General features: G+C 49.0%; 23 protein-coding genes and 3 tRNA genes. 15 read left to right on the top strand and 11 right to left on the bottom strand.

What is annotated here, in order from left to right:
- Nucleotides 1–48: 48 nt before the first annotated feature.
- From dnaJ to hrcA, 5 genes are all read right to left on the bottom strand, one after another.
- Entirely contained in the window at nt 49–1,161 is a 1,113-nt protein-coding gene (gene dnaJ / locus KU392_RS11835; protein ID WP_169295287.1) for a molecular chaperone DnaJ, read from the bottom strand.
- 110 nt (nt 1,162–1,271) lie between these two features.
- Nucleotides 1,272–3,182 (bottom strand): molecular chaperone DnaK, encoded by a 1,911-nt coding sequence (gene dnaK / locus KU392_RS11830; RefSeq protein WP_169295288.1) that lies wholly within the window; start codon nt 3,180–3,182, stop codon nt 1,272–1,274.
- Between the two features lie 156 nt (nt 3,183–3,338).
- Nucleotides 3,339–3,923, bottom strand: coding sequence for a nucleotide exchange factor GrpE (gene grpE, locus KU392_RS11825; RefSeq protein WP_169295289.1), 585 nt, complete (start codon nt 3,921–3,923; stop codon nt 3,339–3,341).
- Between the two features lie 140 nt (nt 3,924–4,063).
- A complete protein-coding gene (gene hemH, locus KU392_RS11820; RefSeq protein WP_246587450.1) occupies nt 4,064–5,134 on the bottom strand; it encodes a ferrochelatase in 1,071 nt (356 codons plus the stop codon).
- 13 nt (nt 5,135–5,147) lie between these two features.
- A complete protein-coding gene (gene hrcA, locus KU392_RS11815) occupies nt 5,148–6,161 on the bottom strand; it encodes a heat-inducible transcriptional repressor HrcA (RefSeq protein ID WP_169295290.1) in 1,014 nt (337 codons plus the stop codon).
- Nucleotides 6,162–6,301: 140 nt separating this feature from the next.
- Between hrcA and KU392_RS11810 the strand changes: the two genes are divergently transcribed.
- Both KU392_RS11810 and recN read left to right on the top strand, forming a co-directional pair.
- The gene (locus KU392_RS11810) at nt 6,302–7,186 is read left to right on the top strand and encodes an NAD kinase (protein ID WP_169295291.1); all 885 of its coding nucleotides are present in this window, start codon (nt 6,302–6,304) and stop codon (nt 7,184–7,186) included.
- Between the two features lie 20 nt (nt 7,187–7,206).
- Complete coding sequence (gene recN / locus KU392_RS11805; RefSeq protein WP_217735407.1) at nt 7,207–8,853, top strand: DNA repair protein RecN; 1,647 nt, start codon at nt 7,207–7,209, stop codon at nt 8,851–8,853.
- A 30-nt stretch (nt 8,854–8,883) separates the two neighbouring features.
- On the opposite strand, the gene fur is transcribed toward recN, so the two are convergent.
- The gene (gene fur / locus KU392_RS11800; protein WP_189386079.1) at nt 8,884–9,324 is read right to left on the bottom strand and encodes a ferric iron uptake transcriptional regulator; all 441 of its coding nucleotides are present in this window, start codon (nt 9,322–9,324) and stop codon (nt 8,884–8,886) included.
- A gap of 185 nt (nt 9,325–9,509) precedes the next feature.
- On the opposite strand from fur, the gene KU392_RS11795 reads away from it, so the two are divergent.
- Both KU392_RS11795 and dapB read left to right on the top strand, forming a co-directional pair.
- The gene (locus tag KU392_RS11795) at nt 9,510–9,965 is read left to right on the top strand and encodes an outer membrane protein assembly factor BamE (protein WP_169295294.1); all 456 of its coding nucleotides are present in this window, start codon (nt 9,510–9,512) and stop codon (nt 9,963–9,965) included.
- A 48-nt stretch (nt 9,966–10,013) separates the two neighbouring features.
- Nucleotides 10,014–10,805 carry a 4-hydroxy-tetrahydrodipicolinate reductase gene (gene dapB / locus KU392_RS11790; RefSeq protein ID WP_169295295.1) on the top strand — a complete coding sequence of 264 codons (792 nt, stop codon included), beginning with the start codon at nt 10,014–10,016 and terminating at the stop codon, nt 10,803–10,805.
- Between the two features lie 43 nt (nt 10,806–10,848).
- Here the strand turns inward: dapB and murB are convergent, their stop codons facing one another.
- Nucleotides 10,849–11,868, bottom strand: coding sequence for a UDP-N-acetylmuramate dehydrogenase (gene murB, locus KU392_RS11785; protein ID WP_169295296.1), 1,020 nt, complete (start codon nt 11,866–11,868; stop codon nt 10,849–10,851).
- A gap of 187 nt (nt 11,869–12,055) precedes the next feature.
- Here murB and KU392_RS11780 point away from each other — a divergent pair.
- Nucleotides 12,056–12,131: transfer RNA gene (locus KU392_RS11780), tRNA-Gly, on the top strand.
- A 145-nt stretch (nt 12,132–12,276) separates the two neighbouring features.
- Here KU392_RS11780 and KU392_RS11775 read toward each other — a convergent pair.
- On the bottom strand, nt 12,277–12,765 hold the full coding sequence (locus KU392_RS11775; RefSeq protein ID WP_169295297.1) for a hypothetical protein: 489 nt from the start codon (nt 12,763–12,765) through the stop codon (nt 12,277–12,279).
- A gap of 403 nt (nt 12,766–13,168) precedes the next feature.
- Between KU392_RS11775 and KU392_RS11770 the strand changes: the two genes are divergently transcribed.
- Nucleotides 13,169–13,242 (top strand) — tRNA-Cys (locus KU392_RS11770).
- A 20-nt stretch (nt 13,243–13,262) separates the two neighbouring features.
- A tRNA-Gly gene (locus KU392_RS11765) sits at nt 13,263–13,338 on the top strand.
- A gap of 82 nt (nt 13,339–13,420) precedes the next feature.
- Here KU392_RS11765 and KU392_RS14330 read toward each other — a convergent pair.
- The gene (locus KU392_RS14330) at nt 13,421–14,815 is read right to left on the bottom strand and encodes an FUSC family protein (protein ID WP_217735406.1); all 1,395 of its coding nucleotides are present in this window, start codon (nt 14,813–14,815) and stop codon (nt 13,421–13,423) included.
- 41 nt (nt 14,816–14,856) lie between these two features.
- Nucleotides 14,857–15,441: a hypothetical protein gene (locus tag KU392_RS11755; RefSeq protein WP_217735405.1), complete on the bottom strand. Its 585-nt coding sequence runs from the start codon at nt 15,439–15,441 to the stop codon at nt 14,857–14,859.
- A gap of 318 nt (nt 15,442–15,759) precedes the next feature.
- On the opposite strand from KU392_RS11755, the gene cls reads away from it, so the two are divergent.
- Nucleotides 15,760–17,166 carry a cardiolipin synthase gene (gene cls / locus KU392_RS11750; protein WP_217735404.1) on the top strand — a complete coding sequence of 469 codons (1,407 nt, stop codon included), beginning with the start codon at nt 15,760–15,762 and terminating at the stop codon, nt 17,164–17,166.
- Between the two features lie 63 nt (nt 17,167–17,229).
- On the opposite strand, the gene KU392_RS11745 is transcribed toward cls, so the two are convergent.
- Nucleotides 17,230–18,465, bottom strand: a complete 1,236-nt coding sequence (locus KU392_RS11745; RefSeq protein WP_217735403.1) for an MFS transporter — start codon at nt 18,463–18,465, stop codon at nt 17,230–17,232.
- A gap of 211 nt (nt 18,466–18,676) precedes the next feature.
- On the opposite strand from KU392_RS11745, the gene rssA reads away from it, so the two are divergent.
- The 7 genes from rssA (at nt 18,677) to KU392_RS11710 (ending at nt 23,897) form a co-directional block, all read left to right on the top strand.
- A complete protein-coding gene (gene rssA, locus KU392_RS11740; protein WP_169295301.1) occupies nt 18,677–19,609 on the top strand; it encodes a patatin-like phospholipase RssA in 933 nt (310 codons plus the stop codon).
- A 175-nt stretch (nt 19,610–19,784) separates the two neighbouring features.
- On the top strand, nt 19,785–19,913 hold the full coding sequence (locus KU392_RS11735) for an entericidin A/B family lipoprotein (protein WP_217735402.1): 129 nt from the start codon (nt 19,785–19,787) through the stop codon (nt 19,911–19,913).
- A gap of 93 nt (nt 19,914–20,006) precedes the next feature.
- Nucleotides 20,007–20,627, top strand: a complete 621-nt coding sequence (locus KU392_RS11730) for a DUF2946 family protein (protein ID WP_217735401.1) — start codon at nt 20,007–20,009, stop codon at nt 20,625–20,627.
- A gap of 74 nt (nt 20,628–20,701) precedes the next feature.
- Complete coding sequence (locus KU392_RS11725; RefSeq protein ID WP_217735400.1) at nt 20,702–21,274, top strand: NUDIX hydrolase; 573 nt, start codon at nt 20,702–20,704, stop codon at nt 21,272–21,274.
- A 3-nt stretch (nt 21,275–21,277) separates the two neighbouring features.
- Nucleotides 21,278–22,012, top strand: coding sequence for a leucyl/phenylalanyl-tRNA--protein transferase (aat, locus tag KU392_RS11720; RefSeq protein WP_217735399.1), 735 nt, complete (start codon nt 21,278–21,280; stop codon nt 22,010–22,012).
- A gap of 32 nt (nt 22,013–22,044) precedes the next feature.
- A complete protein-coding gene (locus KU392_RS11715) occupies nt 22,045–22,779 on the top strand; it encodes an arginyltransferase (protein ID WP_217735398.1) in 735 nt (244 codons plus the stop codon).
- A 53-nt stretch (nt 22,780–22,832) separates the two neighbouring features.
- Nucleotides 22,833–23,897 carry a quinone-dependent dihydroorotate dehydrogenase gene (locus KU392_RS11710; protein WP_217735397.1) on the top strand — a complete coding sequence of 355 codons (1,065 nt, stop codon included), beginning with the start codon at nt 22,833–22,835 and terminating at the stop codon, nt 23,895–23,897.
- The last annotated feature ends 42 nt before the right edge of the window (nt 23,898–23,939 follow it).

The following is a 23,939-nucleotide window of genomic DNA, read 5'->3' as shown; positions in this document are numbered from 1 at the left end:
ATAAAACGTGCATTTTTTATTAAAAGCTGATGTTTTCTTTACCGCTGACTAACTGAAAAACTTCTTGACCCGATCAGTCCAGGACTTGTTCTGGGGTGAGTGACGGTCTCCACCATCTTTCAGCGCCGCCTCAAATTTACGCAACAGCTCTTTCTGCTCTTCATTCAGACGTACCGGTGTTTCTACAATCACGTGACAATACAAATCGCCCGGATAATTGGAACGAACGCCTTTGATCCCTTTGCCACGCAAACGGAAAGTCTTGCCGGTTTGTGTACCCTCAGGAATGGTAATTTCACCTTTGCCCCCCAAAGTGGGTACTTCAAGGTTTCCACCCAGGGTTGCCGTCACAAAAGGTAGCGGCACCTGGCAGTGCAGGTCATCACCATCACGCTCAAAAATACTGTGTTCCTTAAGGTGAATCTCAACATACAAATCACCTGGAGGCCCACCATTGACACCTGGCTCACCATTGCCCGCCGAACGGATGCGCATACCTTCATCAATACCGGCAGGAATCTTGACCTGCAGGGTTTTGTTCTTGCGTTTGCGGCCTACCCCATCACATGATGTGCAGGGATCCTTGATTTCCTGACCCGAACCATGACAGGTGGGACATGTTTGCTGGACGCTGAAAAAGCCCTGCTGCATGCGAACCGCACCACTGCCGCCACACGTATGACAGGTGGTTGGCTTGGTACCTGGCTTGGCGCCCGTGCCATGGCAAACTTCACAGTTCTCCCAGCTGGGCACACGTATTTCGGTATCGAAGCCTTTGGCGGCCTGTTCAAGGGTAATCTCAAGACTGTAACGCAAATCGGCTCCCCGGTAGACTTGCGGGCCACCGCCACGACGACCGCCCCCAAAGATGTCTCCGAAAATATCACCGAACACATCTCCAAAGTTGCCGGCACCGGCCCCCATTCCTGCATTGGGATCTACACCTGCATGGCCATAGCGATCATACGCTTCCCGTTTCTCGGGATCTGAAAGCATCTCATAGGCTTCCTTGATCTCTTTGAATTTATCTTCGGCCTCTTTGCTATCCGGATTGCGGTCAGGATGGTACTTCATTGCCAGCTTGCGGTAAGCCTTCTTGATTTCCTCATCCGTGGCGTTTTTGGCGACACCCAGAGATTCATAATAATCACGCTTTGCCATTATTTATACGCCTTTATAACTCTTTAACAAATTTCATAGATTTAAAAACAATACCCGGTTAAGCCTTTTAAGACAGAAACCGGGTATTCAGCTCACATTGAGGTGATCACTTATGCGTCACGCTTGACTTCTTTAAAGTCGGCATCAACCACATTCTCATCTGCGGGCTGGGCTGCTTCAGCCTGACCTGCCTGGGCCTGCATGTCTGCATACATTTTTTCACCCAGTTTCTGGGAAGCGGTCATGAGCGCTTCTGTCTTGGCGTCAATCGCTGCCTTGTCACCATCCTGCAGTGTTGCCTCAAGGTCTTTGATCGCTGTTTCGATGGCTTCTTTTTCAGATGCTTCCAGCTTGTCACCGTATTCAGTCAATGACTTGCGTGTTGAGTGAATCAGGGCATCAGCCTGGTTGCGTGCCTGTGCCAACTCAGCAATACGATGATCCTCTTCGGCATTGGCTTCCGCATCTTTAACCATGCGCTCAATTTCTTCCTCAGACAAACCAGAGTTGGCTTTAATGGTAATTTTGTTTTCTTTACCAGTGCCTTTATCTTTGGCAGAAACGTGCAGAATACCGTTGGCATCGATATCGAACGTGACTTCAATTTGTGGAACACCACGAGGTGCTGGTGGAATGCCTTCCAGATTGAACTCACCCAGTGCCTTGTTACCCGCAGCGATTTCACGTTCTCCCTGAAACACCTTAATGGTTACTGCTGGCTGGTTATCGTCGGCAGTAGAGAAAACCTGAGAAAAACGGGTAGGAATCGTGGTGTTTTTCTGGATCATCTTGGTCATGACACCACCCATGGTCTCGATACCCAGAGACAATGGGGTAACGTCGAGCAACAACACGTCTGTACGATCGCCTGACAATACGGAACCCTGGATAGCTGCACCGGCAGCAACCGCTTCATCGGGGTTGACGTCTTTACGTGGTTCTTTACCAAAGAACTCTTTGACCTTTTCCTGCACTTTAGGCATACGGGTCATACCACCCACCAGAATCACGTCATCAATGTCGCTAACCTTGACACCGGCATCCTTGATGGCAACACGGCATGGTTCAATCGTGCGGTTGATCAGCTCTTCAACCAGTGCTTCAAGTTTGGCACGGGTGATTTTCAGGTTCAGGTGTTTCGGACCGGAAGCATCTGCCGTAATGTAAGGCAGGTTGATTTCGGTTTGTGCGGTTGAAGACAGTTCGATCTTGGCTTTCTCGGCAGCTTCTTTCAGGCGCTGCAACGCAAGCACGTCTTTGGACAGATCGACGCCCTGCTCTTTTTTGAACTCTTCAATAATGTAATCGATGATGCGTTGGTCAAAGTCTTCACCACCCAGGAATGTATCACCGTTGGTGGACAGTACTTCAAACTGCTTTTCGCCGTCCATGTCAGCGATTTCAATGATGGAAACGTCGAAAGTACCACCGCCCAGGTCATAAACCGCGATTTTACGATCGCCTTTTTCAGCCTTGTCCATACCGAAAGCCAGTGCGGCAGCGGTAGGTTCGTTAATAATGCGCTTGACATCAAGACCAGCGATGCGACCCGCATCTTTGGTGGCCTGACGCTGGCTGTCATTGAAATAGGCAGGCACGGTAATAACCGCCTCGGTGACTTCTTCACCCAGGTAGTCTTCGGCCGTTTTTTTCATTTTACGCAATACTTCTGCGGAAATTTGGGGAGGCGCCATTTTTTTACCTTGCGCTTCCACCCATGCATCACCGTTATCGGCCTTGATAATGCTGTAAGGCATCAGGTCGATATCTTTTTGCACTGCGCTTTCGTCAAATTTGCGACCAATTAAACGTTTGACCGCAAACAACGTGTTTTTAGGGTTGGTGACTGCCTGACGTTTTGCTGGTGCGCCAACCAGTGTTTCACCATCGTCCATGTAGGCGATGATGGAAGGTGTGGTACGTGCACCTTCAGCGTTTTCAATAACCCTGACTTTATCACCGTCAAGGACGGCCACACAGCTGTTGGTTGTACCCAAGTCAATACCAATAATTTTGCCCATTATGCTTACCTTAATAATAGCTAATCTGAAATTTTGTAAAAATCCTGTTTTAATAATTTAAAACAGGATTGTTGGATACCTTCAATATGGGGATACAAAAACCGTTTTCAAGATCCGTAACGTATTTTTTTTATCGCCTTTTTACTGCCAACCGGTTTATTGCTTACCGGCTGAAACCATGACCAGCGCCGGACGCAATACGCGCTCGGAAATCGTATAGCCTTTTTGCAAGGACTGCAAAATACAATTGGCTTCGACCTCTTCGGATGGTACGGAGGAAATGGCCTGATGCAGGTTGGGATTAAATTTATCTCCAACGGCAGGTGCCACTTCTTTGAGATGATTGCGCTCGAAAGCCTGGGTTAGCTGACGCAAGGTGCTTTCCACTCCTTCCCTGAGCGCTTCCATTGTCTGGTTTTCAAGCGCCAGGGCGGCTTCCAGACTGTCTTTTACCGGAACCAGGCTTTCCGCAAAACTTTCGGTACTGAATTTACGTGCCTTGGCCACTTCTTCCTGAGAGCGGCGGCGGATATTTTCCACTTCGGCACGGGCACGCAAAAGTTCATCATGATATTGGCTAACCTTGGCTTCAAGTTCCGAATATTTCTCGGCCAGATTTTCTTCCATCAGTACGGTTTCTTCCAAGGTATCCTCTTGGCTTGCATCAGCTTGCTGCTCAACTTCTGGATTTTGCGGCTGTTCCGGATTTTGTGAGTTTTGAGGATTATTCTCTTGTGACATTCGGTTCTCCAAACATGGGTTTATATTCAATGCACCCTAGATTGAGGCAAATTCCGGTATTTCAAGAGGGGGTTTTCATAAAAAACGCCCGCACCCAAAACGTCCAAACCCAGCCAATGAGCGCCAGGCAGGGTCTATGGTTAGCGTATTGGACCTGACAGCGTTGGGCACCAGCCTTGCAGGTGACGCTTGACAATCCCGTCCAAACCATTCATCCACTCGTCGTCACTATTCAGGCAAGGAATATATCTGAACTGTTCGCCACCGGCTTGCTTGAAGGCGCTGGCACATTCAAGCTGGATTTCCTCCAGGGTTTCAAGGCAATCGGCCACAAAACCCGGACACATGACATCAACCCGCTTGACCCCTTGGGCGGGATAAGACTCAAGGGTGTCCTGTGTTGCCGGACCAAGCCATTTTTGCGCCCCGAAGCGGCTTTGAAAACTGAAGTCCAGTTCAACACCCTCATCGGCAAGCGCCTGTTTTAACAGATGAACCGTTCCCTCACAATCTTTGTAATAAGGATCTCCCTGATCGACACTGCTCTGTGGCAGACCATGAAAACTGAGCAATAGACGCTGCGGCTTGCCGTTCTCCTGCCAAAAAGCCCTGATCTTGGCAAGGAGCGCCATGATATAGCCGGGTTCATTGTAAAAACGCTTAATGAAGCGAAACTCGGGCTGATCACGAAAACCGGCCACGATACGGGCGATTTGATCCAGAATGGTAGCGGTGGTACTGGCTGCATATTGTGGATACATGGGCACCACCAGGATACGCTCACATTGTTGCTGACGCAGGCTTTCCATGGCCGTTTCCAGTGAAGGCCGGCCATAACGCATGGCCAGCTCCACGGGTATGTCCAGATCCTGGCGTGCAAAACCTTCGGCAAGCCGTCGGGCCTGGGCCTGACTGTAAACCAGCAAGGGCGAGCCGCCTTCCATCCAGACCTGCTGGTACTTATGCACCAGTTTTCTGGCGCGAAACGGAAGAATCGCCCCTCTTAAAATGGGTTGCCACAGCAAAGACGGCAGTTCGACCACCCGCTTGTCAGAAAGGAATTCAGCCAGATAGCGACGAATATCCGCAGCTGCGTAAGAAGAAGGAGTACCCAGATTAACCAGCAATACACCCGCTTTCATATCCTGATGGGGTTGGTTGACGATATTGTTCTGATCACGCTTTTTTTCAGGTTCAGGTATATTCTGCATAAAGTTATGGTTCTTAGTACTGGCTTAAGGCGTTGGATAGTAACCGGGCGGTTATATCGACAATGGGGATTACTCGATCATAGGACATTCTGCTGGGGCCGATCACCCCCAATGTGCCAATGATTTTACCATCGACCCCATAGGGAGCAGTTATGACCGAGACATTTTCCATAGGCACCAACCGGGAGTCACCGCCAATATAAATCTGGACGCCTTGTGAGCGGCTTGAAATATCGAGCAATTGGATCAATTCGCTTTTTTGCTCGAATAAATCAAACATTTTGCGCAAATAATTCATGTCAGCCGTCATGTCCGTCACATCCAGCAAACGACGTTCGCCCGAAATAAGTACGGTATCTTGTTCTGAAGTATCGGTGCCGGCATCTACCGCGGCCTGCATCAGCTGTGAAATATCCTCTTTCAGTTTCGCCAGTTCACGGGCCAGTTCAGTACGAACCACGTCAAAAGACTTGCCGGAAAAATGCTGGTTGAAAAAGTTGCCGGCCTCTAGCAGTTCTTGTTCGGCATAATCGCGGGTCGCGGAAATAATCCGGTTTTGCACATCACCATCGGGCGTAACAATAATTAGCAAGATGCGTTTTTCGGACAGGCGGATAAATTCGATATGACGAAAAACCTGGGAACGCTGCGGTGTTAAAACCACACCGGCAAACTGGGTCAAATTGGACACCAGCTCGGCCGCGGCATTCATGGCCTTGCCCGGAGAAGCGTGCAACAGGGCATCCTTGATTTCACTATTGATGTTTTCTGGCGACAAGGTCTGATAATGGCGAACAGCCAGCAGACGGTCTACAAACATACGGTAGCCCTTGGGCGTTGGCACCCGTCCTGCCGACGTATACGGACTTTGGATCAGACCCAGCTCTTCAAGGTCTGCCATGACATTGCGAATTGTGGCCGGAGAAAGCTCAAAGCGCTTTGACAGCGTGCGCGACCCGACCGGTTGCCCATCCTCGATATATTGTTCAATTAAAGCTTTCAGTAAAGCACTAGCGCGTTCATCCATATTGCGATATCTTATAAATTCACACTTACATGTATGATATTTTTTACCAGCGACACATTCGTAGTATTCAGGAACATGCTGAAATTACGGTCAAGATGTCGTAATATCCACATTTCACCTTATTGTATATTGTTTTTGACATGCATTTTTCAACCGTCGCACTAATTGGCCGATATCAGGATTCCGGTATGGATGCTCCCTTGCGGGCATTGTCAGAAGTCCTGACAAAGGCCGGGCGTTCCGTTCTGATAGAAAAAGAGACCGCCACCAATACAGGAGTCGCTGAACTGCCTGTTGCGACCATTGAAGAAATTGGCAGGCAGGCTGACCTGGTGATTGTGATGGGTGGAGACGGAACCATGCTGGGCGCCGCCCGCCAACTGGCCCCCTACGGTATTCCGCTCATTGGCATCAACCATGGCCGCCTGGGTTTCATTACAGACATACCGCTTCAAAACGCCCTGCAAGCCATCCAGTCCGTCCTGGACGGGCATTTCTCCCTGGAATCCCGCACGCTCCTTGAAGCCTCGGTGGTTCGGGATGGGCAAACCTTAACCACGGCACTGGCCCTGAATGATGTCGTCCTGAACCGCTCGGGCCGTAGCGGCATGATTGAAATCAGCGTGGAACTTGACGGCGAATTCATGTACAAGCAACGTGCTGACGGCCTGATTATTGCCACCCCAACCGGCTCGACCGCCTATTCCTTAAGCGCCAATGGCCCCATTTTGCACCCTGGTGTCAGTGCTTTCCTGCTGGTGCCGGTTGCCCCACAAACATTGTCCAATCGCCCCATTGTGATTCCAACCAGTGGCACCCTGAAACTTACGCTCACTGAAATCGGGCGTGCCGAAACGGGTGCCAGCGTGCACTTTGACATGCAAACCTGGTCAAACCTTCAATTGGGCGACCAGATTATCGTAAAAAAAGCCCAACACCAGATTCAGTTTTTGCACCCCAAAGGCCTTAGCTTTTTCTCAACCCTGCGCAAAAAACTGCACTGGAACATCATGCCCGAGTCTTGAAGACAAGGTTACACTCACTCATGCTGCATTCATTACACATTCGCGATTTTGTCATTGTTGATCAGGTGGATCTGCACTTTGACCAAGGTTTTACCGTTTTTTCAGGCGAGACCGGTGCCGGCAAATCCATCCTGATTGATGCGTTGGCGCTGGCACTTGGTGGCAGGGCCGAAACCTATTCCATTCGTGAGGGTGCCGATAAAACCGATATCAGCGCGGTTTTCGACTGCCCGGACTCCCTGCGTGACTGGCTGCAAGAGCAGGAAATGGATGACTCCGAGCTGGTGCTGCGCCGGGTGTTTGACCGCTCGGGTAAAAGCCGGGCGTTTATCAATGGCGTTCCCGCCAACCTTGCACAATTACGCAGCATCGGTCAACACCTGGTAGACATCCACGGCCAGCACGCCCACCAAAGCCTGCTTAAAAACAGTGCCCAACGCGAGTTGCTTGATGCGCATGCCGACAATAACCGCCTGCTGCAAACGCTTGCACAACAATGGAAAGCATGGCAAAGCGACATTCGCCAGTACAAGGAATCACAGGAAAACGCTGCCCAGCAAAACCTTGAGCGCGAACGTCTTGAATGGCAACTTCAGGAAATTGCCAAATTGCAATTGGGTAAGAATGAATGGGAAAACGTCAGTACCGAACACAACCGTCTGGCACATGCCTCTTCCCTGCTGGAAGGCGCCACACAAACCCTGAATACCCTGGATGACGAAGAGCAGTCACTGATATCCGAACTGAACAGCGCCACCCAGCGTATTGCTCAATTACTTAAAAACGATCCGGCCCTGCAAGGCATTTACGATGCCCTGGAGTCGGCCCGGATTGCCTGCGTTGAAGCCGCATCCGACCTGAACAGTTACCTGGACAAAGTGGATCTTGATCCTTTACGCCTGGCCGAGCTGGAAACCCGCATGCGCAATATTTTTGACACGGCCCACAAATTCAGGGTAGAACCCGAGCAACTGCACGCTCTTGAGCAAGAGCTTGAGGTCAAACTTGCCCATTTCAATAAAATCAGCAATCTTGAAGAACTGGAAAAAAGCATAGCGCAACGTAAGGCCGCCTATATGGAAACCGCCCAGGAACTGTCAAAGGCCCGCAAAAAAACCGCCTCCACGCTTGGCAAGGAAGTGACCCAGGCCATGCAAAGCCTTGCGATGCAAGGCGGTGTCTTCGAGATCCATCTGCAAAAAGCAGAACCTGGCCCACACGGCCTGGAACAGGTTGAGTTCAATGTTGCCGGCCATGCCGGTACAACACCGCGCCCTTTAGCCAAGGTAGCATCGGGTGGAGAACTGGCCCGTATTTCCCTTGCCCTGTCAGTGATGGCCAACAAGGCAGGCAGGGTTCCCACCCTGATCTTTGATGAAGTGGATACCGGTATTGGCGGCGCGGTGGCCGAAGTGGTCGGAAAACTGTTACGTGAGCTGGGTAGCCGTCATCAGGTGCTGTGTGTCACACACCTGCCACAGGTGGCTGCCTGCGCCCAACAGCACTTTCAGGTTCAGAAAAACCAGAAAAACAAAACAACACATTCGGAAATTGTTTTACTGGATGAGCAGGAAAGAATCAATGAAGTTGCCCGCATGCTGGGTGGCGTCACAATTACTGAAACCACCCGTGAGCACGCAAGGGAAATGCTGAATATTCAGGTTTGAGCCCTGTTCCGTAAAGGGGAAGGCCCAACGTTATTTCAAATGGTTCTTGGAAGGGTGCCTGGACTCGCAGTCGGCGCAGGTACCATACAAAACCATCGAATGGCTCTCAAGATTAAAATTATAGTCTTTGGCAATTTTGTATTGCCGTTTCTCAATTTCAGGGTCGGTAAATTCATCTACTTTCCCGCAAACGGAACAGACCAGGTGATCGTGATGATCACCGTCGTCAAGCTCGAAGACAGCCTTGCCGTTATCGAACTGGCTACGCGTTAAAATACCGGCCTGTTCAAATTGAGTCAGCACACGATAAACCGTGGCAAGGCCAATATCGACATTTTCATTAATCAATAAACGGTAAACGTCTTCGGCACTTAAGTGGCGAGCTTCTGATTTACGGAAAATATCCAAAATCTTAAGGCGCGGAAAAGTTGCCTTAAGGCCCATGTTTTTTAATTCGGTTTGATCGTTGATTTGATCGTTCATGTCACCCACACTAAATGATGCTGACCCAGCATCATAGTCAAATTTAGCCACAAAGAAAGCGCTTAATGAATAAATTTCCAAATATTTCAGTGCAATCAATCCTATAATTGCCCAGAACTATTATCATAACACTTTTAAATGTCCAAAATTATCATAGGATATTCACCCAAGTCATGAATAATACTGCACTTTTCCTTCGTCTCCGTAAAGGACTGTTTATCTCTGCCCTTGCACTTACTGCACTAACCGGTTGCCAATCAGGGAAATGGGGCTTTCCTTATATCGCCCCTGTACAGCAAGGCAACTGGATCACAGAAGAAAACGTGGCACTATTACAAAAAGGCATGACTCCGGATCAGGTGCGTTACGCCTTGGGCTCACCCACCCTGACCGACATCTTCCGACCTGACCGCTGGGATTATCCTTACTACTACCAACCCGGTTATGGTGAACCGGTCTCGCGCAATTTCTCAGTCTGGTTCGTGAATGGTGTTCTGGATCGCTGGGAAGGTGATCAACAGCCCAACTTCCAACCTTACGAGCAAAAAGCGGCTGCCCGCACGGTAGAATCAACAGCCAGCACCGCAGAAGCGGCAGCCAGCCAGGTAGAAACGGCTCCCTTGGAATAAATCGTTTTCTGCAATCACCAATAATTATCAAAACCAAAGGTTAGTTACATGCGTATAGCTATTTCCGGAGCCAGCGGCCGTATGGGTCGCATGCTCATTGAAGCAGTACTTGAACACCCCGAACTTGAACTTACCGTTGCCCTTGATCACTCGGGCAGCGAACAACTGGGCACCGATGCGGGTGCATTCCTGGGCAAACCCACCGGAGTTGTCATCACCGATGATTTGTCAGCCCTGCAAAACAGTGATTGCCTCATCGACTTTACCCGCCCTGAAGGCACCCTGAAGCACCTGCAGGCTTGTGGCCAGTACAAAACCAAAGCCGTTATTGGTACCACCGGCTTTGATGCCGCCGGTATTCAGGCCATAGAAGAAGCTGCCAAAGAAAATGCGATTGTGTTCGCCCCCAACATGAGCATTGGCGTCAATGCCACCCTGCGCCTGCTTGAGCTGGCGGCACAACTATTGAATACCGGCTACGATGTGGAAGTCTATGAAGCTCACCACAAACACAAAGTGGATGCTCCTTCTGGCACTGCATTGAAAATGGGTGAAGTGATTGCCGAAACCTGGGGTAAAAAACTGGATGACATCGCCGACTGGGCCCGGCACGGTCACACGGGGGCACGCAAAGACGGACAAATCGGTTTTTCGGTTGTGCGCGGTGGCGACATCATTGGCGACCATACCGTGATGTTTTGCGGTACGGGTGAACGAATTGAAATCACCCATAAATCATCCAGTCGTGCCACATATGCCCAAGGCAGCCTGAAGGCCGCCCTGTTCCTGCAAAAACACAAAACCGGCCTGTTCAACATGCAAGACGTCATTCAGGGTTGACAAACTTTATACCCCCGCCTGCCACTGGCATTCGGGGATGCACTTAACGTTTGAGGCCTACAAAAACCGGTTCGGGTTCCAGCAAAACACCAAATTTATTCATGACATCACCGGCAATTGCCTTTGCAATGGCAGTAATATCCGCTGCACAGGCTTTGCCGGTATTCACAATCACCAGAGCCTGTCTTGCATGCACGCCGGCATTGCCCAATTTCCGCCCTTTCCAGCCACATTGATCAATCATCCAGCCAGCGGCCAGTTTATAACGGTTATCGGGCTGCTCATAAGCAACCAAGTCCTGGAATTGCGCTTTTAACTCCCGATACTGCTGCGCAGGAACAATGGGATTTTTAAAAAAGCTGCCTGCATTACCTGTCACCTTTGGATCGGGCAATTTACGACGACGTATCTCACAAACCGCCTCAAAAATGGCTTGTGCCGTCAGTTGAGGCCTGGCAGTCTCATAGGATTGAAGATCGGGATAAGACAATACCGGCACCCATTGCTTGGGCAAACGAAACCTGACCGCCGTAATGATGAGGCCTTTACCCTCTTCATGCTTGAAGATGCTGTCACGGTAGGCAAATTGGCACTGTTGATTATTGAAGACCTGTTCTGTCTGGGTTAACGGATCGTAAGCCACCACGCTATCGAGTCGGTCTTTCACTTCCACACCATAGGCACCAATATTCTGCACAGGTGCCGCCCCCACCGTACCAGGTATTAAAGCCAGGTTTTCCAGGCCATACCAACCTTGCTGTATGCAATTAACCACAAAATCATGCCAATTTTCACCCGCAGCCGCTTCTACAATCCAGTCGCTGTCGGTTTCCTGCCAAAGGCGAATCCCTTTAAGTTGGTTATGAACAACAATTTGATCGATTTGTTCACTTAATACAACGTTACTTCCCCCACCCAGAACAAAGTAGGGGACACCCGGCTTCAACAAGTCTGAAATAGCACTTAAATCTTTTTTATTACAAAGACTTATGTAATTATTTGCCCATGATTTCAAGCCCAGTGTATTAAAACCGCTCAGGTCCTTCTGTTGTATAAAATCCATATCTTCAACTATTCAAATAACGTTTTTTTGACATTATAAAGAAATAAATGCTATTATTTTGTCTTTCTTAAGCACTTCTTGCTTATTTCGAAAAACAGGCAAATAAAAAAAGCTTGCAAAACGAAAAAAGATTGCTTATAATTTAAAACTTCACTGATTCAGCAAAACACTGAAAATTGTGAAAAATGCGGGAATAGCTCAGTTGGTAGAGCGCAACCTTGCCAAGGTTGAGGTCGCGAGTTCGAGACTCGTTTCCCGCTCCAGAATTCAAATTTGCAGGAATTTCCTGCAAATACGCAAAAAGGACCTTTCGGTCCTTTTTTTGTTTCTGCCACATGAATGCCTTAAACCCCACAACACACTCTACCTGGCAGAATCCAAGATCATCACCGCCCCGCCACGGGCTTCTTATTTTTCCTTAACCTCCTCTTTCTCGTGCCTGTTTGCATTTACGAGGTAATTAAAGGGCAAAAAACCGGCATTCAGCTGTTTAAACATATCAGCAAACATATTATTCCATGGCATCGTATTGGCACCATCGGCCAACGCAACAGACTGCCGCTGCCATTGCTGCAATATTTCTGCCATACCCGACAGGAACAAACGCTGATTTTCAAGTGCCTGCTGGGTCAAAGCCCGATTGCCATTGGCGCATTGCGACAAACTTACCATAAGATCGTTAAAAGCCTGGCCCCGCAGGGGATCATTATTGATATTCAGCAGTTTTTCCATATTAGCCCGACTCTCACCAAAAGCCGCGGCAATGAACTCACCCCAGCGCTGATTGTTTTCCTGAAACAGCTTTCCCATTTGTCGGGACAGCTCCATATTTGCATTGAATAAATTCTGCGACAACTGACCATCAGAATAAGTTGATGCCTTGTTATTGGTTCCCATACCTGCCTCCTATAGTTATATACCAACGTCTAAAGTACACCCCCAGTGTAGTCAAAAAATATTATAAAACAATGCGTTATATCAAACTAGAGCACAACGACCGCAGCAACCATCCCTTTCAGGCCAATCCCACGCCCCCCCTATTGCCTATTTAGCTCATATAAAACACCTAAACACCTAAACACCTAAACACCTAAACACCTAAACACCTAAACACCTAAAAATGATGCACCATTACAACAAAAACAGGTTAAAAATCTATCCAATGATAATTTTGTTGCTTATTTCACAACAAAAACTTCCATTTTGGCTTAATGGTGCTATACTCATTCTCTTATTAAGTCTTTGGCACTGAACGGCAACGATTGCATTATCCGGACCTATCAGTTGCAATGTACTAAAGGGCGCAGTAGCAAAGCGGTTATGCAGCGGATTGCAAATCCGTCTAGGGCGGTTCGACTCCGCCCTGCGCCTCCAGTCAAAGACTTGTTAAAAATGCGGGAATAGCTCAGTTGGTAGAGCGCAACCTTGCCAAGGTTGAGGTCGCGAGTTCGAGACTCGTTTCCCGCTCCAGAATTCAAAAAAAGCCCAGACAAGTGTCTGGGCTTTTTTTTCTTCCTAACGTACTTTCCGCCTAAAACACATCATTCACCATTCACGCAAGTGCCTCATGCCCGGCCATGGATTTGCTGCGAATATTGGTTTCCAACAATTTGGACAGGTTGGTAATTTCCTCATTCAAACCAAATAAAAACGCCTTGATTTGTTCGGTGTTTTTCTCTGAAAAAGAATACTGTTCGCCATCATCCTGATGTTTCTGAATATGCTCAATCTGATCAAGTAAATAATGAATATCACTGCTGGCTGGAGGAGCTGAATCAACCGTTCGATGAATAAAATACACCGTTATTTTGTCGCATAAGCGCTCGGCTCCTGCCACCAAAGGAAACCAGCTGGTGGCCTCCACGCCAACAGGTGCGGGCGCCAGCATTAAGCGATGCAGCTCTGTTCTTAAATCGGAAACCTTTTGGGAAGCGGCAATCTTTGCCTTGAATACCTCTTGGGTTATTTTTTGGAACTCAGCTTCATCGCCATTGGCACTCTGGCAGGCTGACTTTAAATAATGCTTGATGGCATTCAAGACCTCATCAAATCTTTTGCCCAGTACATTATTTTTTCTTTGTGGCCAAAGAAAATAGTTGAAGACCAGGATAATAACGCCCGCAATAATGGTATCTATGACTCTTTGGCCCGCATAATTAACCGTCATGGGACCTGTACTTAACAAATCCAGAAGCAGCAATAAGACGGCGGTAATGATGATTACCTGAGTCGCGTAAGACACCATTTTTGCCCAGGGAATCAGCGCGGCCAATATGCCAATCACAACAATTAAGGCAACCCCCTTGGGCAACAGATACAAAACCACTGTCCCGATGCATGCCCCAAAAATGGTTCCCAGACAACGCATGAGCGTTCTGGCAAACACAGAGCCAAAATCCGGTTTCATGGTTAATGCAATCGTTAAAGGCACCCAAAACCAATGGTTTTCATGAATGACGTACCTGGTCGCAAAAGCCGCCCCCATGCAGGATGCAAACACATAGGCCTGGGTAATGACTTCTTTACCCACAATCAAGCGCTTCAAGCCCATTTGCGCCCGCTGCTTTAAGGAAGTTTTGACTGAGAACCGTTTCTGTCTTGGCAAGGAATCAGAGGCGGAAGAAGGCCAAAGACTTTCCATCAGCCGGGTAAGACTATAAACAAAACCACTGGCTTGCTCAGGAAAATCCGGTAGCGGTGGTGGTGTTTTACGCTTCCGGACAAGGGCATCTGCGATTTCCTCCAGCAAATGAGCCGAATCCGCAAGCAACTTTGTATCCTTATTAATTGCAATCAGGTGCGATAAAGTGCTGTCCAGAGCCTGTAAAAGTGCAGCCTGACGATCTGCTTCCTGACTCCGCTCAGGAAAATTCCGGTATTTGCTATTCAATAAGGCGGAATAAAGTGTGAAGTAGCTGTCCAGGGCGCCATCCAGTGTTGTCCGCACTTTTTTATCATCCACTGGTGTTGGTGAGGTTTTCCGGGATTTTATGTGTGCATAATCGGCCAGTTTTTTATATGCTCCGAAAGCAGTAAACGTTCGGGGGCATGAGAGTCCAGCAAGGCCTGACATCCCAACAGCAACAGGTAAAACACCGTCCCCAGCTGAAAACAGAGATAGAGCTTCCAGCCCATTCCCTCTATCGGCATACCCACAATGACCGAGGCCATGACCAGGGCAATCATTGTACCAACCGAATAAGGCATGCCGTAATTGCTGATAATGGAACAAAAGAAAGCCAGCATGGCCATGATGATAATCACCACCAGCCAGGGCAGCCCCACCAAAACACCGGCAAATGCCCCCAAACCACCGATTAAGGAAGCAATGACGGTATTTTTGAACATGGCACGATAGGAAATATTACTGGCTTCACCCGCTGAAAAACAAAGCGCGGCAATACAGATGAAAACGCCCTCCAGAACATATCCGCTTAACAAGCCCAAGGCAAATGCCAGACAGACAGACAAACCCGAGCGGACCGCTTTACCCACAGGAAAATGGGCATGTTTTAACTCGATCAGCTGCCTCAACCGGGCAACAGGGCGATAGTGCGTGATGAAAATTGACATAAAAAGATGTTCTCCGTCCCCGCTTAATAAAATATGATAAGTCAATTATGCCGATAAGAACCAAAAAAACAAGACAATAAAAATAGATGTTTTAAGCCCATATAAACAAAAAACCAAATAAATTCAATCTTGCAACAATCACACACAGCTTAAATTGGTGCTTTGCAACACCCAAGCGATGCACTTACAATCACGAAAGTTGACTGCAGCACTACCGCTTAACCCGTGGCAAGTGCTCAACATTCCTTGGGATTATGTTGAAAGCGCCGAACAATGGCCGCATCATCCATCCACCCATACTAATAACGGGGTATTTTCATGTGGTTGATTATCCATTTTATTATCATCACAGGGCTATCGATTCGCGTCTTGCTCAGACCTCGACGTGATCCGGCATCACGTGTTGCCTGGATCCTGTTCATCATGGCCCTGCCCTATGTGGGCGCATTAACCTATCTGATGCTTGGAGAAGTCCGGCCCAACAAAGGCCGGGTACCACAAAAACTGTCTGAAAGTACCTTACCCGACTTTTTCACGCAAGCACCAAACGAGCTTATCCCGGACATCAGCGCATCGGGGTTTTCAATTGGCCAATCAATCAGTGGCTTTAAACCGGTAGGCGGCAATACCGGATATTTGCTTGATAATTCAAACGCCACCATTGACGCCATCGTTGCGGATATTGATGCCGCCCAGGAACATGTACATCTTCTTTTTTATATCTGGCTGGCCGATAACAATGGCCGCAAGGTGGTTGATGGCCTGATACGGGCAGCCCGGCGGGGTGTCATCTGCCGCGTGATTGTTGACGATCTGGGGTCGCGCAACTTTATTCGCAGTGAACACTGGTCAGCAATGAAAGATGCAGGCGTGCAACTGGCTCGTGCCCAACCCATCGGCAACCTGATGTTTCGCATTCTGAAAGGACGCGTTGACATTCGAAATCACCGGAAAATTGTTGTTATTGACAACCGGATAACGTATTGCGGCAGCCAGAACTGTGCTGACCCTGAGTTTGCCATCAAAGCAAAATACGCGCCCTGGGTTGATGCAGTCATTCGTTTGGAAGGTCCGGTTGTCCGGCAAAACCAACATCTTTTCCTGACCGATTGGCTGATCTGCACCAATGAGGATTGCCGTGATCTGGCGCAACGCCCCATACCGCCAACGGAGCAAGGTTTTCTTGCCCAGGTGATCGGAACCGGGCCCGAGAATCATTATTCAGCCACACCAGAACTTTTTGCAACCTTAATATTCAGCGCGCGCAAGGAACTGGTTATTACCACGCCCTATTATGTACCCGATGACTTCATGCAGGCCGCGCTTTGCAGCAGTGCGCGGCGGGGTGTGGCTACCAGCCTTGTCCTGCCTGCCCGTAATGACAGCTGGTTTGTAGGCGCGGCAAGCCGAAGCAATTATTCAGAATTGCTGGAAGCCGGTGTTCGCATTCATGAATACACCGGTGGCTTGCTGCACGCAAAAACACTCACGATTGATGGCGAAATGACCTTGATTGGTTCGGCAAACATGGACCGGCGCAGTTTTGAACTTAACTTTGAGAACAATATCCTGCTTCATGACCAAGGCTTGACACAGGCCATTCGTTGCAGGCAAGCTGAATATATTGCGCAGTCCAATCCGGTTAACCAAGCTGATGTGGATGCCTGGAGCATGCCCTATCGGCTGCGCAATAATGTCCTGGCCATACTCAGCCCACTACTGTAATCGCAGGCAGGCAGCACAAGCCTGCCTGCCCACAAAATTACCCATGCAATTTCCAGCTGCCCATCAGGCATGATCAATAGAAGGTGCCCGATTGAAAACCGCGGTCACTGACAGCACCAGCACGGCCAGGATTAATGGTACAAATGAAACCCAAAGCACCATATCCCAACCATAAACAGCCAGTAAATTTCCCGACGCAAACGAACCAATCGCCATGGTGCCAAAAACGATAAAATCATTAAAGGATTGCACACGGGTAGCCTCTTCTGGCCTGTGGCATTCCAGCACCATGGCTGACGCCCCCACAAAACCAAAGTTCCAGCCGACGCCCAGTAAAATCAGGGTCAGCCAGAAATGCGCGACATCGATCCCTGCCAAACCAATGATTGCCGACCCACCAATCATAAGCAAACCGACCGTTACTACACGCCCCGAACCAAAACGGTTTATTAAGCGCCCGGTAAAAAAACTGGGCAAGTACATGGCAATGACATGCCACTGCATGCCCAGATTAGCCGTTTCCAGGGGATGACCACACATTTGCATCGCCAGGGGTGCCGATGTCATGATGAAATTCATCAGCATGTAAGAAACCGCAGCGCAAATCATGGCAGTAATGAAGCGGGGTTGACGTACGATGAAGGAAAGCGACCTGCCACCGGCCACTTTTTTGGCTGACGGAAGGGGCAAATGAACCCCAAACAATACCACTGCCGACAAAGCCGCCACAGCCGCCTGCACTAAATAAGTAATTGCAAACGTATAGGGCGGCCAAAAATCCATGGTGTACGTAACCAGCTGCGGCCCAATCACACCGGCCGCCACACCGCCTCCCATGACAAAAGAAAGGGACCTGGCCCGCATTGCCGGCTCAACCCCATCGGCTGCCGCAAAACGGAAAGACAGCACCACTGCGGCATACGCACCGCCAAAAAATGTTGCCAGACAAAACAGCCAGAACGAACCCAGTACGACCGCCAACGCCGACAGCAAGCCCACCAACACACCACACCCTGTACCGGCCATGAAGGCCATGCGGCGACCATAACGCCGGGCAATGCTCCCCATGGGCAGGATACATGCCGCCATACCCACGACAAAAATACTAATGGGCAAGGTTGCCAATGATTTATCAGGGGCCAAGACATTGCCAACAACGGCACCGGTTGCATAAACCACAACCGAATTGGCACCCGCCAGAGCCTGGGCCACTGTAAGACGGGCGATATTCCCACATTGCTGGTGCAGGGACAGGGCAGATGCATTATCTTCCACTGAAACGGTATCGGTATGCGACAAAATTAACCCCAGTTCTATTAAATATTACAGGAACGATATGAACTGAAAATCCCAAACTGATTGCTTTACAAGCATTTAAGCTCCCGACAGATCTTGCACACATATCGAAATAAAAAATACATATTACTAAATTTCATAAACATATATAAATAAAACATAACAACTCAATGATAATATCCTATGCATACACCCAACTACCATCATTAACCACATGCCGCCATCCCACCCCCTCCACAGAAAACAAAAAATCGGTCTCATCCTGGGAAGCGGATCCGCGCGCGGATGGTCACATATCGGGGTTATCCAGGCACTGGAAGAAGCGGGTATCAAGCCGGACATTATTTGCGGTACTTCTATTGGTGCCCTGGTTGGTGCCGCCTATGCTGCGGGTGAAATAGAGGTTTTCAGAAAATGGGTTCTGGGGCTGAGCATCAGCAATGTGCTTTCTTTCATGGATATCCGCCTGAACGGTGGGGTCCTGAAAGGCGAAAAACTCATGAATTTTTTCAAAAGCCACTTCATGGACAGAAACATCGAAGAACTCAAACTGCCATTTGGCTCGGTGGCCACTTCGCTAACCACCGGCAATGAAATCTGGATGCGCGAAGGATCCACGATCGATGCCGTCAGGGCCTCTATTGCCCTGCCCGGCTTATTCACCCCCGTTATATATGATCAGGATATCCTGGTCGATGGTGGCCTGGTTAATCCGGTACCGGTTTCCCTGGCGCGAGCCATGGGTGCCGATTTCCTGATAGCAGTCGATCTGAACTCGGATCTGATTGGACGACATTTTTACACTCCACCCGAACCCACCTTTTCTTTTGGCAGCAATGCCGCCGAATGGCTTCGCAGGATCCAGCAAAATTTTGGCATACCAGGCAACCTTCCCGAAGAAACCACCGCGCAGATGAAAAACCCGTCTTTACTCGATGTCATTGCGTCAAGCCTGAATATCATGCAGGCGCAAATCACCCGCAGCCGGATGGCCGGAGAACCGCCACATATTATTATTGCCCCGCAACTGGCCCATTTGGGTTTATTGGATTTTCACCGTGCCGCCGAAGCCATTGAGGAAGGGCGTCGTGCCGTTGAAATATGCCTGCCCGCACTGGATAAGCTGAAAAAGAAAAACAGAATCTGAGTTTTCTTTACGGCTCCCGCCTGAGCACTCGCATCATTGAACCTGCTGTCATTCAGCGACCGCAAACAGCAGCTTGATGTCGTCCTATTACATCAAATCCTGTGTTTGTAAATGTTTTTTTCTAACAAATCGGCTATTCTTATGTCGATTAATAAAACTAAACAAGGATTGTAATATGAGTTTCAAAAATTATTTAATAACCGCACTTATCTCTTTGTTTGCCCTTACCGGTTGCAATACCGTCAAAGGACTGGGTGAAGACATTTCCGCAGGCGGGCAGGCCATCGAAAGAGCGGCACAATAAGCAGCAAGCCAAACGATAACCGGCTTAACAATGTCCGTCAGCACATAAACGCCATCTTGGCAGCCTGTAACAACAAAACGTGAAAGGAACGACATGGACAAGAACGTACTGGATGCAATCAAAAAATGGCCTGATGTTCCTGCCGTCTATGGCTGGTTATCGCTGGACCTGAACGGAAAATGGAAGCTTCATCCTGCCGGGTCTTATCAACCCGGCAAACCCGGGGAATCCATTGGCAGCCCCCAAATCAACGACTTCATCAATCGCAATTATGCGGCGACCGACAAAGGCGAATGGTTTTTCCAGAACGGTCCGCAACGTGTTTATGTTTGTCTTGATTATGCACCCCACGTATTACACCTGGCTGAAGACGGCCATACGCTTGAGGCACACACCCGTCAGAAGGTAAAAGCCGTGCAAGCCTGGTATCTGGATGAGCAGGGCTTTCTGTATGCACAAACCGATCTAGGCGCTGCCATTATTGTTGGCCGCGATACCGTCCAGATCATTAAGCACTTCGCTATCCGGAATACCTATAATCCTGGTTCCCTTCCTGGTAATCTGTCAGAAAAACTCCTGATTGAACTGGAGCAAGGACAGCAACTGGACGTCAGTTACGAACACCACCCTGAATACAATGCTCCCTTGCAACAGATTGACAGTGAACAGATCCCCGAAACAATGCATTTTATTGCCTGTCCCGTTGCGCGATAATTTTTAGCAGACCATGGCAAACTTAAGCCATAATCCATGTATCATTGTACGTATACACGAATTACCCGTATTTTATGACTTCTCACGATACTTCCTTTTATTTTCCCGCTCCGGTTGAGCAGCGTTTTTGTTCACAATGTGGCTCCATCCTATCCCGAAAAATCCCCCCTGATGACAACCGGGTGCGTGACCTTTGCGAAAACTGTGGTGCCGTTCATTACAAAAATCCATTAGTAGTGGTGGGAACGGTTCCCGTCTGGGAAGATAAAATCCTGCTCTGTCGTCGCGCCATCGAACCACGCTATAACAAATGGACCTTACCCGCTGGCTTCATGGAGCTTAGTGAAACAACCAGTGTGGGCGCCATTCGTGAGACCACGGAAGAAGCCGGGGCAGATATCACGCTTAAACAGCTTTTTACCGTGATCGATGTTATTGGTGTCAACCAGGTACACTTGTATTTTCTGGCTGAAGCCAATAGCCCAAAGCTGGATCCCGGCCCGGAAAGCCTGGAAGCCCGTTATTTTGACATTGATGAAATTCCCTGGGATGAACTGTCCTTCCGAACCGTTACCCAAACCCTTAAACGCTATATTGAAGACAAGGAACGTGGGGTTTTCACGACTCACTACCTTTCCTTGTCCTGAACCATGACGCTTTACTGGCTAGACCTGGATACCCCGTTCCCACCCCAAGAGTTCGCACTCGAAGAACCGGATGGACTGCTGGCCTGTAGTGGCGATTTGTCCATTGGACGAATGATAAATGCCTATCAACAGGGCATTTTCCCATGGTATTCCGAGCCACAACCCATTCTGTGGTGGAGCCCTTCCCAACGCATGGTACTCAAGTGCAAGGATTTTGTCATCTCGCACAGCCTGAAGAAAAAACTCAGGCAAATTGCCAGGCAGGAAACCCAGCCAAATCCTTTCATCCAAATCAAGGTGGATACCGCCTTTGTCCAGGTCATGCAGGCATGTGCCGCTCCACGGCAGAATCAGGCCGGCACCTGGATCAACCAGGATATTATTACCGCCTACAGCAATCTGCATTTACACGGATTCGCCCATAGTATTGAAACCTGGATAGATGGCAAACTGGCCGGAGGCCTTTACGGTGTCTCAATGGGCAAGATGTTTTATGGTGAATCCATGTTCTCCACGGTTAGCGATAGCTCCAAGATTGCCTTGGCCTATGCCGTCCGTTTCCTGACGCGTCACGGTGTGGAATGGATAGACTGCCAGCAGGAAACCAGGCACCTGGGCAGTCTTGGCGCAGCACCTGTGCCACGTAAGGCTTTTATCGAACACCTGAATAAAACCATTTTTCAAACACCGCCTCCCTGGCAAGCGGGAGCTTTACTTTCAGATGGTAATATTTCTTGAATCGGGCTTAGATATTTAAGTATAGTTAACGCATGAGCGAAATTCATGACCCCAACCTGCATGTATTGCATTACTACTTAACGGCCTCTTATCCCTGCAGTTATATTGACGGCAGGACCGCCCGTTCCCGGGTGGTTGCGCCCGGTCATCTGGTTAATGACAAGGCCTATGCCAGCTTGCTAAGGGTCGGTTTCCGCCGCAGCGGCCTGTTCACCTATAAACCCCAGTGCGACAATTGCCAGGCCTGCATATCAGTCCGTATTAATACGTTTGCTTTCAAACCAGGCTCAACGCAAAAACGCATACTAAAGCGCCATCATGATCTATCTGCCCGCAAAGTCCCCATGCAATGGCAAGACGAACATTTTATGTTGTACAGCCGCTACCAGCATGAGCGGCATCCTGGCGGTGGCATGGATGAGCATAGCCATGAGCAATATGAACAATTCCTGCTGTCAAGCCATGTCAACACCGAGCTGGTCGAGTTCAGTTCACCCGATGGCGTCCTGCGTATCGTATCGATTATTGACGTCAGTGATGACGGACTGTCTTCAGTGTATACCTTTTATGATCCTGATTACCCGGGCAGCCTGGGCACCTATTGCATTTTATGGCAGATAGAACAATGCAGGCAGCTCGGTTTGCCCTGGTTATATCTGGGATATTGGATAAAAGAAAGTCCCAAAATGTCCTATAAAACCAGATTTCAGCCGCTTCAGTACTATATAAACCAACAATGGATTGACGATATTCCCGGCCAGGAATAGTTTTCAGTGACAATAAGCATTAAAATGGGCGGATTCCATTTTATTTCACAACCATGTTCAATACCTTCAAACTTTATCCCTTTGTTCGCCCACTGCTTTTTTCAATGGACGCCGAAACGGCTCATGAAATGACATTGAAATCGTTGCAAAAAGCGCATCACTGCAAGGTTACGCGCGACTTGCTAAAAGGTAACCATACCCTGCTTCCAAGCACCCTGATGGGCCTGCCCCTGCGTAACCCCATAGGGCTGGCTGCCGGACTGGATAAAAACGGCGAATGCATTGATGCCCTTGGCCAGCTTGGCTTTGGTTTTATTGAAGTGGGCACGGTAACCCCCCGGGCCCAGCCAGGCAACCCCAAACCCCGTATGTTTCGCCTGCCACAGGCGGAATCCCTGATTAACCGGATGGGTTTTAACAACCATGGACTGGACACCTTCCTGCAAAATGTCCAAAAAAGTGAATGGCGCGCCAAAAGAGGCGTTCTGGGCCTGAATATCGGAAAAAACGCCGATACCCCGATCGAAAATGCCGCCAGCGATTACCTGATCGGACTTGAAGGTGTGTATCCCTTTGCCGATTATGTCACCATCAATATTTCCTCACCCAACACCAAGAACCTGCGTGCCTTGCAAGGGGGCGATGAATTAAGTGATTTATTGCGACAAATTGCCGACAAACGTAAAGAACTGGCCGACCATTATGGTCGCCGGGTACCGGTGGTTGTAAAAATTGCTCCCGATCTTGAGGCCGAGCAAATTCAGGCAATTGCCCATATTTTGCCGCTTTATGAAATTGATGGTGTCATTGCCACCAACACCACCCTTTCACGCAACGCGGTTCAGGGTCTTAAACACAGTGAAGAAAGTGGTGGCCTGTCAGGCCCTCCGGTTCATGAACTGTCCCTCAAAGTGATTGAATCACTCAGAAAAGAAATGGGCCCGGACTTTACCATTATTGGTGTGGGCGGTATTAACTCGGGTCAGCAGGCCCTTGAAAAAATCAATGCCGGGGCCAATGCCGTGCAACTGTACACGGGCCTGATCTACCAAGGCCCCAAACTCATTGCCGATTGTGTGGATGCACTTAGAAAGTGCGATGTTTTTATGCGTAAATAAACCTTTGCACCAGGATCCGCCTTCATGGGGCCAGGATCCTGC

This window comes from Advenella alkanexedens (genome assembly GCF_019132845.1).
Taxonomy (GTDB): domain Bacteria; phylum Pseudomonadota; class Gammaproteobacteria; order Burkholderiales; family Burkholderiaceae_B; genus Advenella; species Advenella alkanexedens.
The sequence above is the reverse complement of the archived record's forward strand: the minus strand, read 5'-3'. Positions and strand labels throughout refer to the sequence as shown.

What these genes read in the sequence shown, in the direction of transcription:
- dnaJ (WP_169295287.1), bottom strand. Translation starts at nt 1,161, where the DNA reads ATGGCAAAGCGTGATTATTATGAATCTCTGGGTGTCGCCAAAAACGCC.
- dnaK (WP_169295288.1), bottom strand. Translation starts at nt 3,182, where the DNA reads ATGGGCAAAATTATTGGTATTGACTTGGGTACAACCAACAGCTGTGTG.
- grpE (WP_169295289.1), bottom strand. Translation starts at nt 3,923, where the DNA reads ATGTCACAAGAGAATAATCCTCAAAACTCACAAAATCCGGAACAGCCG.
- hemH (WP_246587450.1), bottom strand. Translation starts at nt 5,134, where the DNA reads ATGCAGAATATACCTGAACCTGAAAAAAAGCGTGATCAGAACAATATC.
- hrcA (WP_169295290.1), bottom strand. Translation starts at nt 6,161, where the DNA reads ATGGATGAACGCGCTAGTGCTTTACTGAAAGCTTTAATTGAACAATAT.
- KU392_RS11810 (WP_169295291.1), top strand. Translation starts at nt 6,302, where the DNA reads ATGCATTTTTCAACCGTCGCACTAATTGGCCGATATCAGGATTCCGGT.
- recN (WP_217735407.1), top strand. Translation starts at nt 7,207, where the DNA reads ATGCTGCATTCATTACACATTCGCGATTTTGTCATTGTTGATCAGGTG.
- KU392_RS11795 (WP_169295294.1), top strand. Translation starts at nt 9,510, where the DNA reads ATGAATAATACTGCACTTTTCCTTCGTCTCCGTAAAGGACTGTTTATC.
- dapB (WP_169295295.1), top strand. Translation starts at nt 10,014, where the DNA reads ATGCGTATAGCTATTTCCGGAGCCAGCGGCCGTATGGGTCGCATGCTC.
- murB (WP_169295296.1), bottom strand. Translation starts at nt 11,868, where the DNA reads ATGGATTTTATACAACAGAAGGACCTGAGCGGTTTTAATACACTGGGC.
- KU392_RS11775 (WP_169295297.1), bottom strand. Translation starts at nt 12,765, where the DNA reads ATGGGAACCAATAACAAGGCATCAACTTATTCTGATGGTCAGTTGTCG.
- KU392_RS11755 (WP_217735405.1), bottom strand. Translation starts at nt 15,441, where the DNA reads ATGTCAATTTTCATCACGCACTATCGCCCTGTTGCCCGGTTGAGGCAG.
- cls (WP_217735404.1), top strand. Translation starts at nt 15,760, where the DNA reads ATGTGGTTGATTATCCATTTTATTATCATCACAGGGCTATCGATTCGC.
- rssA (WP_169295301.1), top strand. Translation starts at nt 18,677, where the DNA reads ATGCCGCCATCCCACCCCCTCCACAGAAAACAAAAAATCGGTCTCATC.
- KU392_RS11735 (WP_217735402.1), top strand. Translation starts at nt 19,785, where the DNA reads ATGAGTTTCAAAAATTATTTAATAACCGCACTTATCTCTTTGTTTGCC.
- KU392_RS11730 (WP_217735401.1), top strand. Translation starts at nt 20,007, where the DNA reads ATGGACAAGAACGTACTGGATGCAATCAAAAAATGGCCTGATGTTCCT.
- KU392_RS11725 (WP_217735400.1), top strand. Translation starts at nt 20,702, where the DNA reads ATGACTTCTCACGATACTTCCTTTTATTTTCCCGCTCCGGTTGAGCAG.
- aat (WP_217735399.1), top strand. Translation starts at nt 21,278, where the DNA reads ATGACGCTTTACTGGCTAGACCTGGATACCCCGTTCCCACCCCAAGAG.
- KU392_RS11715 (WP_217735398.1), top strand. Translation starts at nt 22,045, where the DNA reads ATGAGCGAAATTCATGACCCCAACCTGCATGTATTGCATTACTACTTA.
- KU392_RS11710 (WP_217735397.1), top strand. Translation starts at nt 22,833, where the DNA reads ATGTTCAATACCTTCAAACTTTATCCCTTTGTTCGCCCACTGCTTTTT.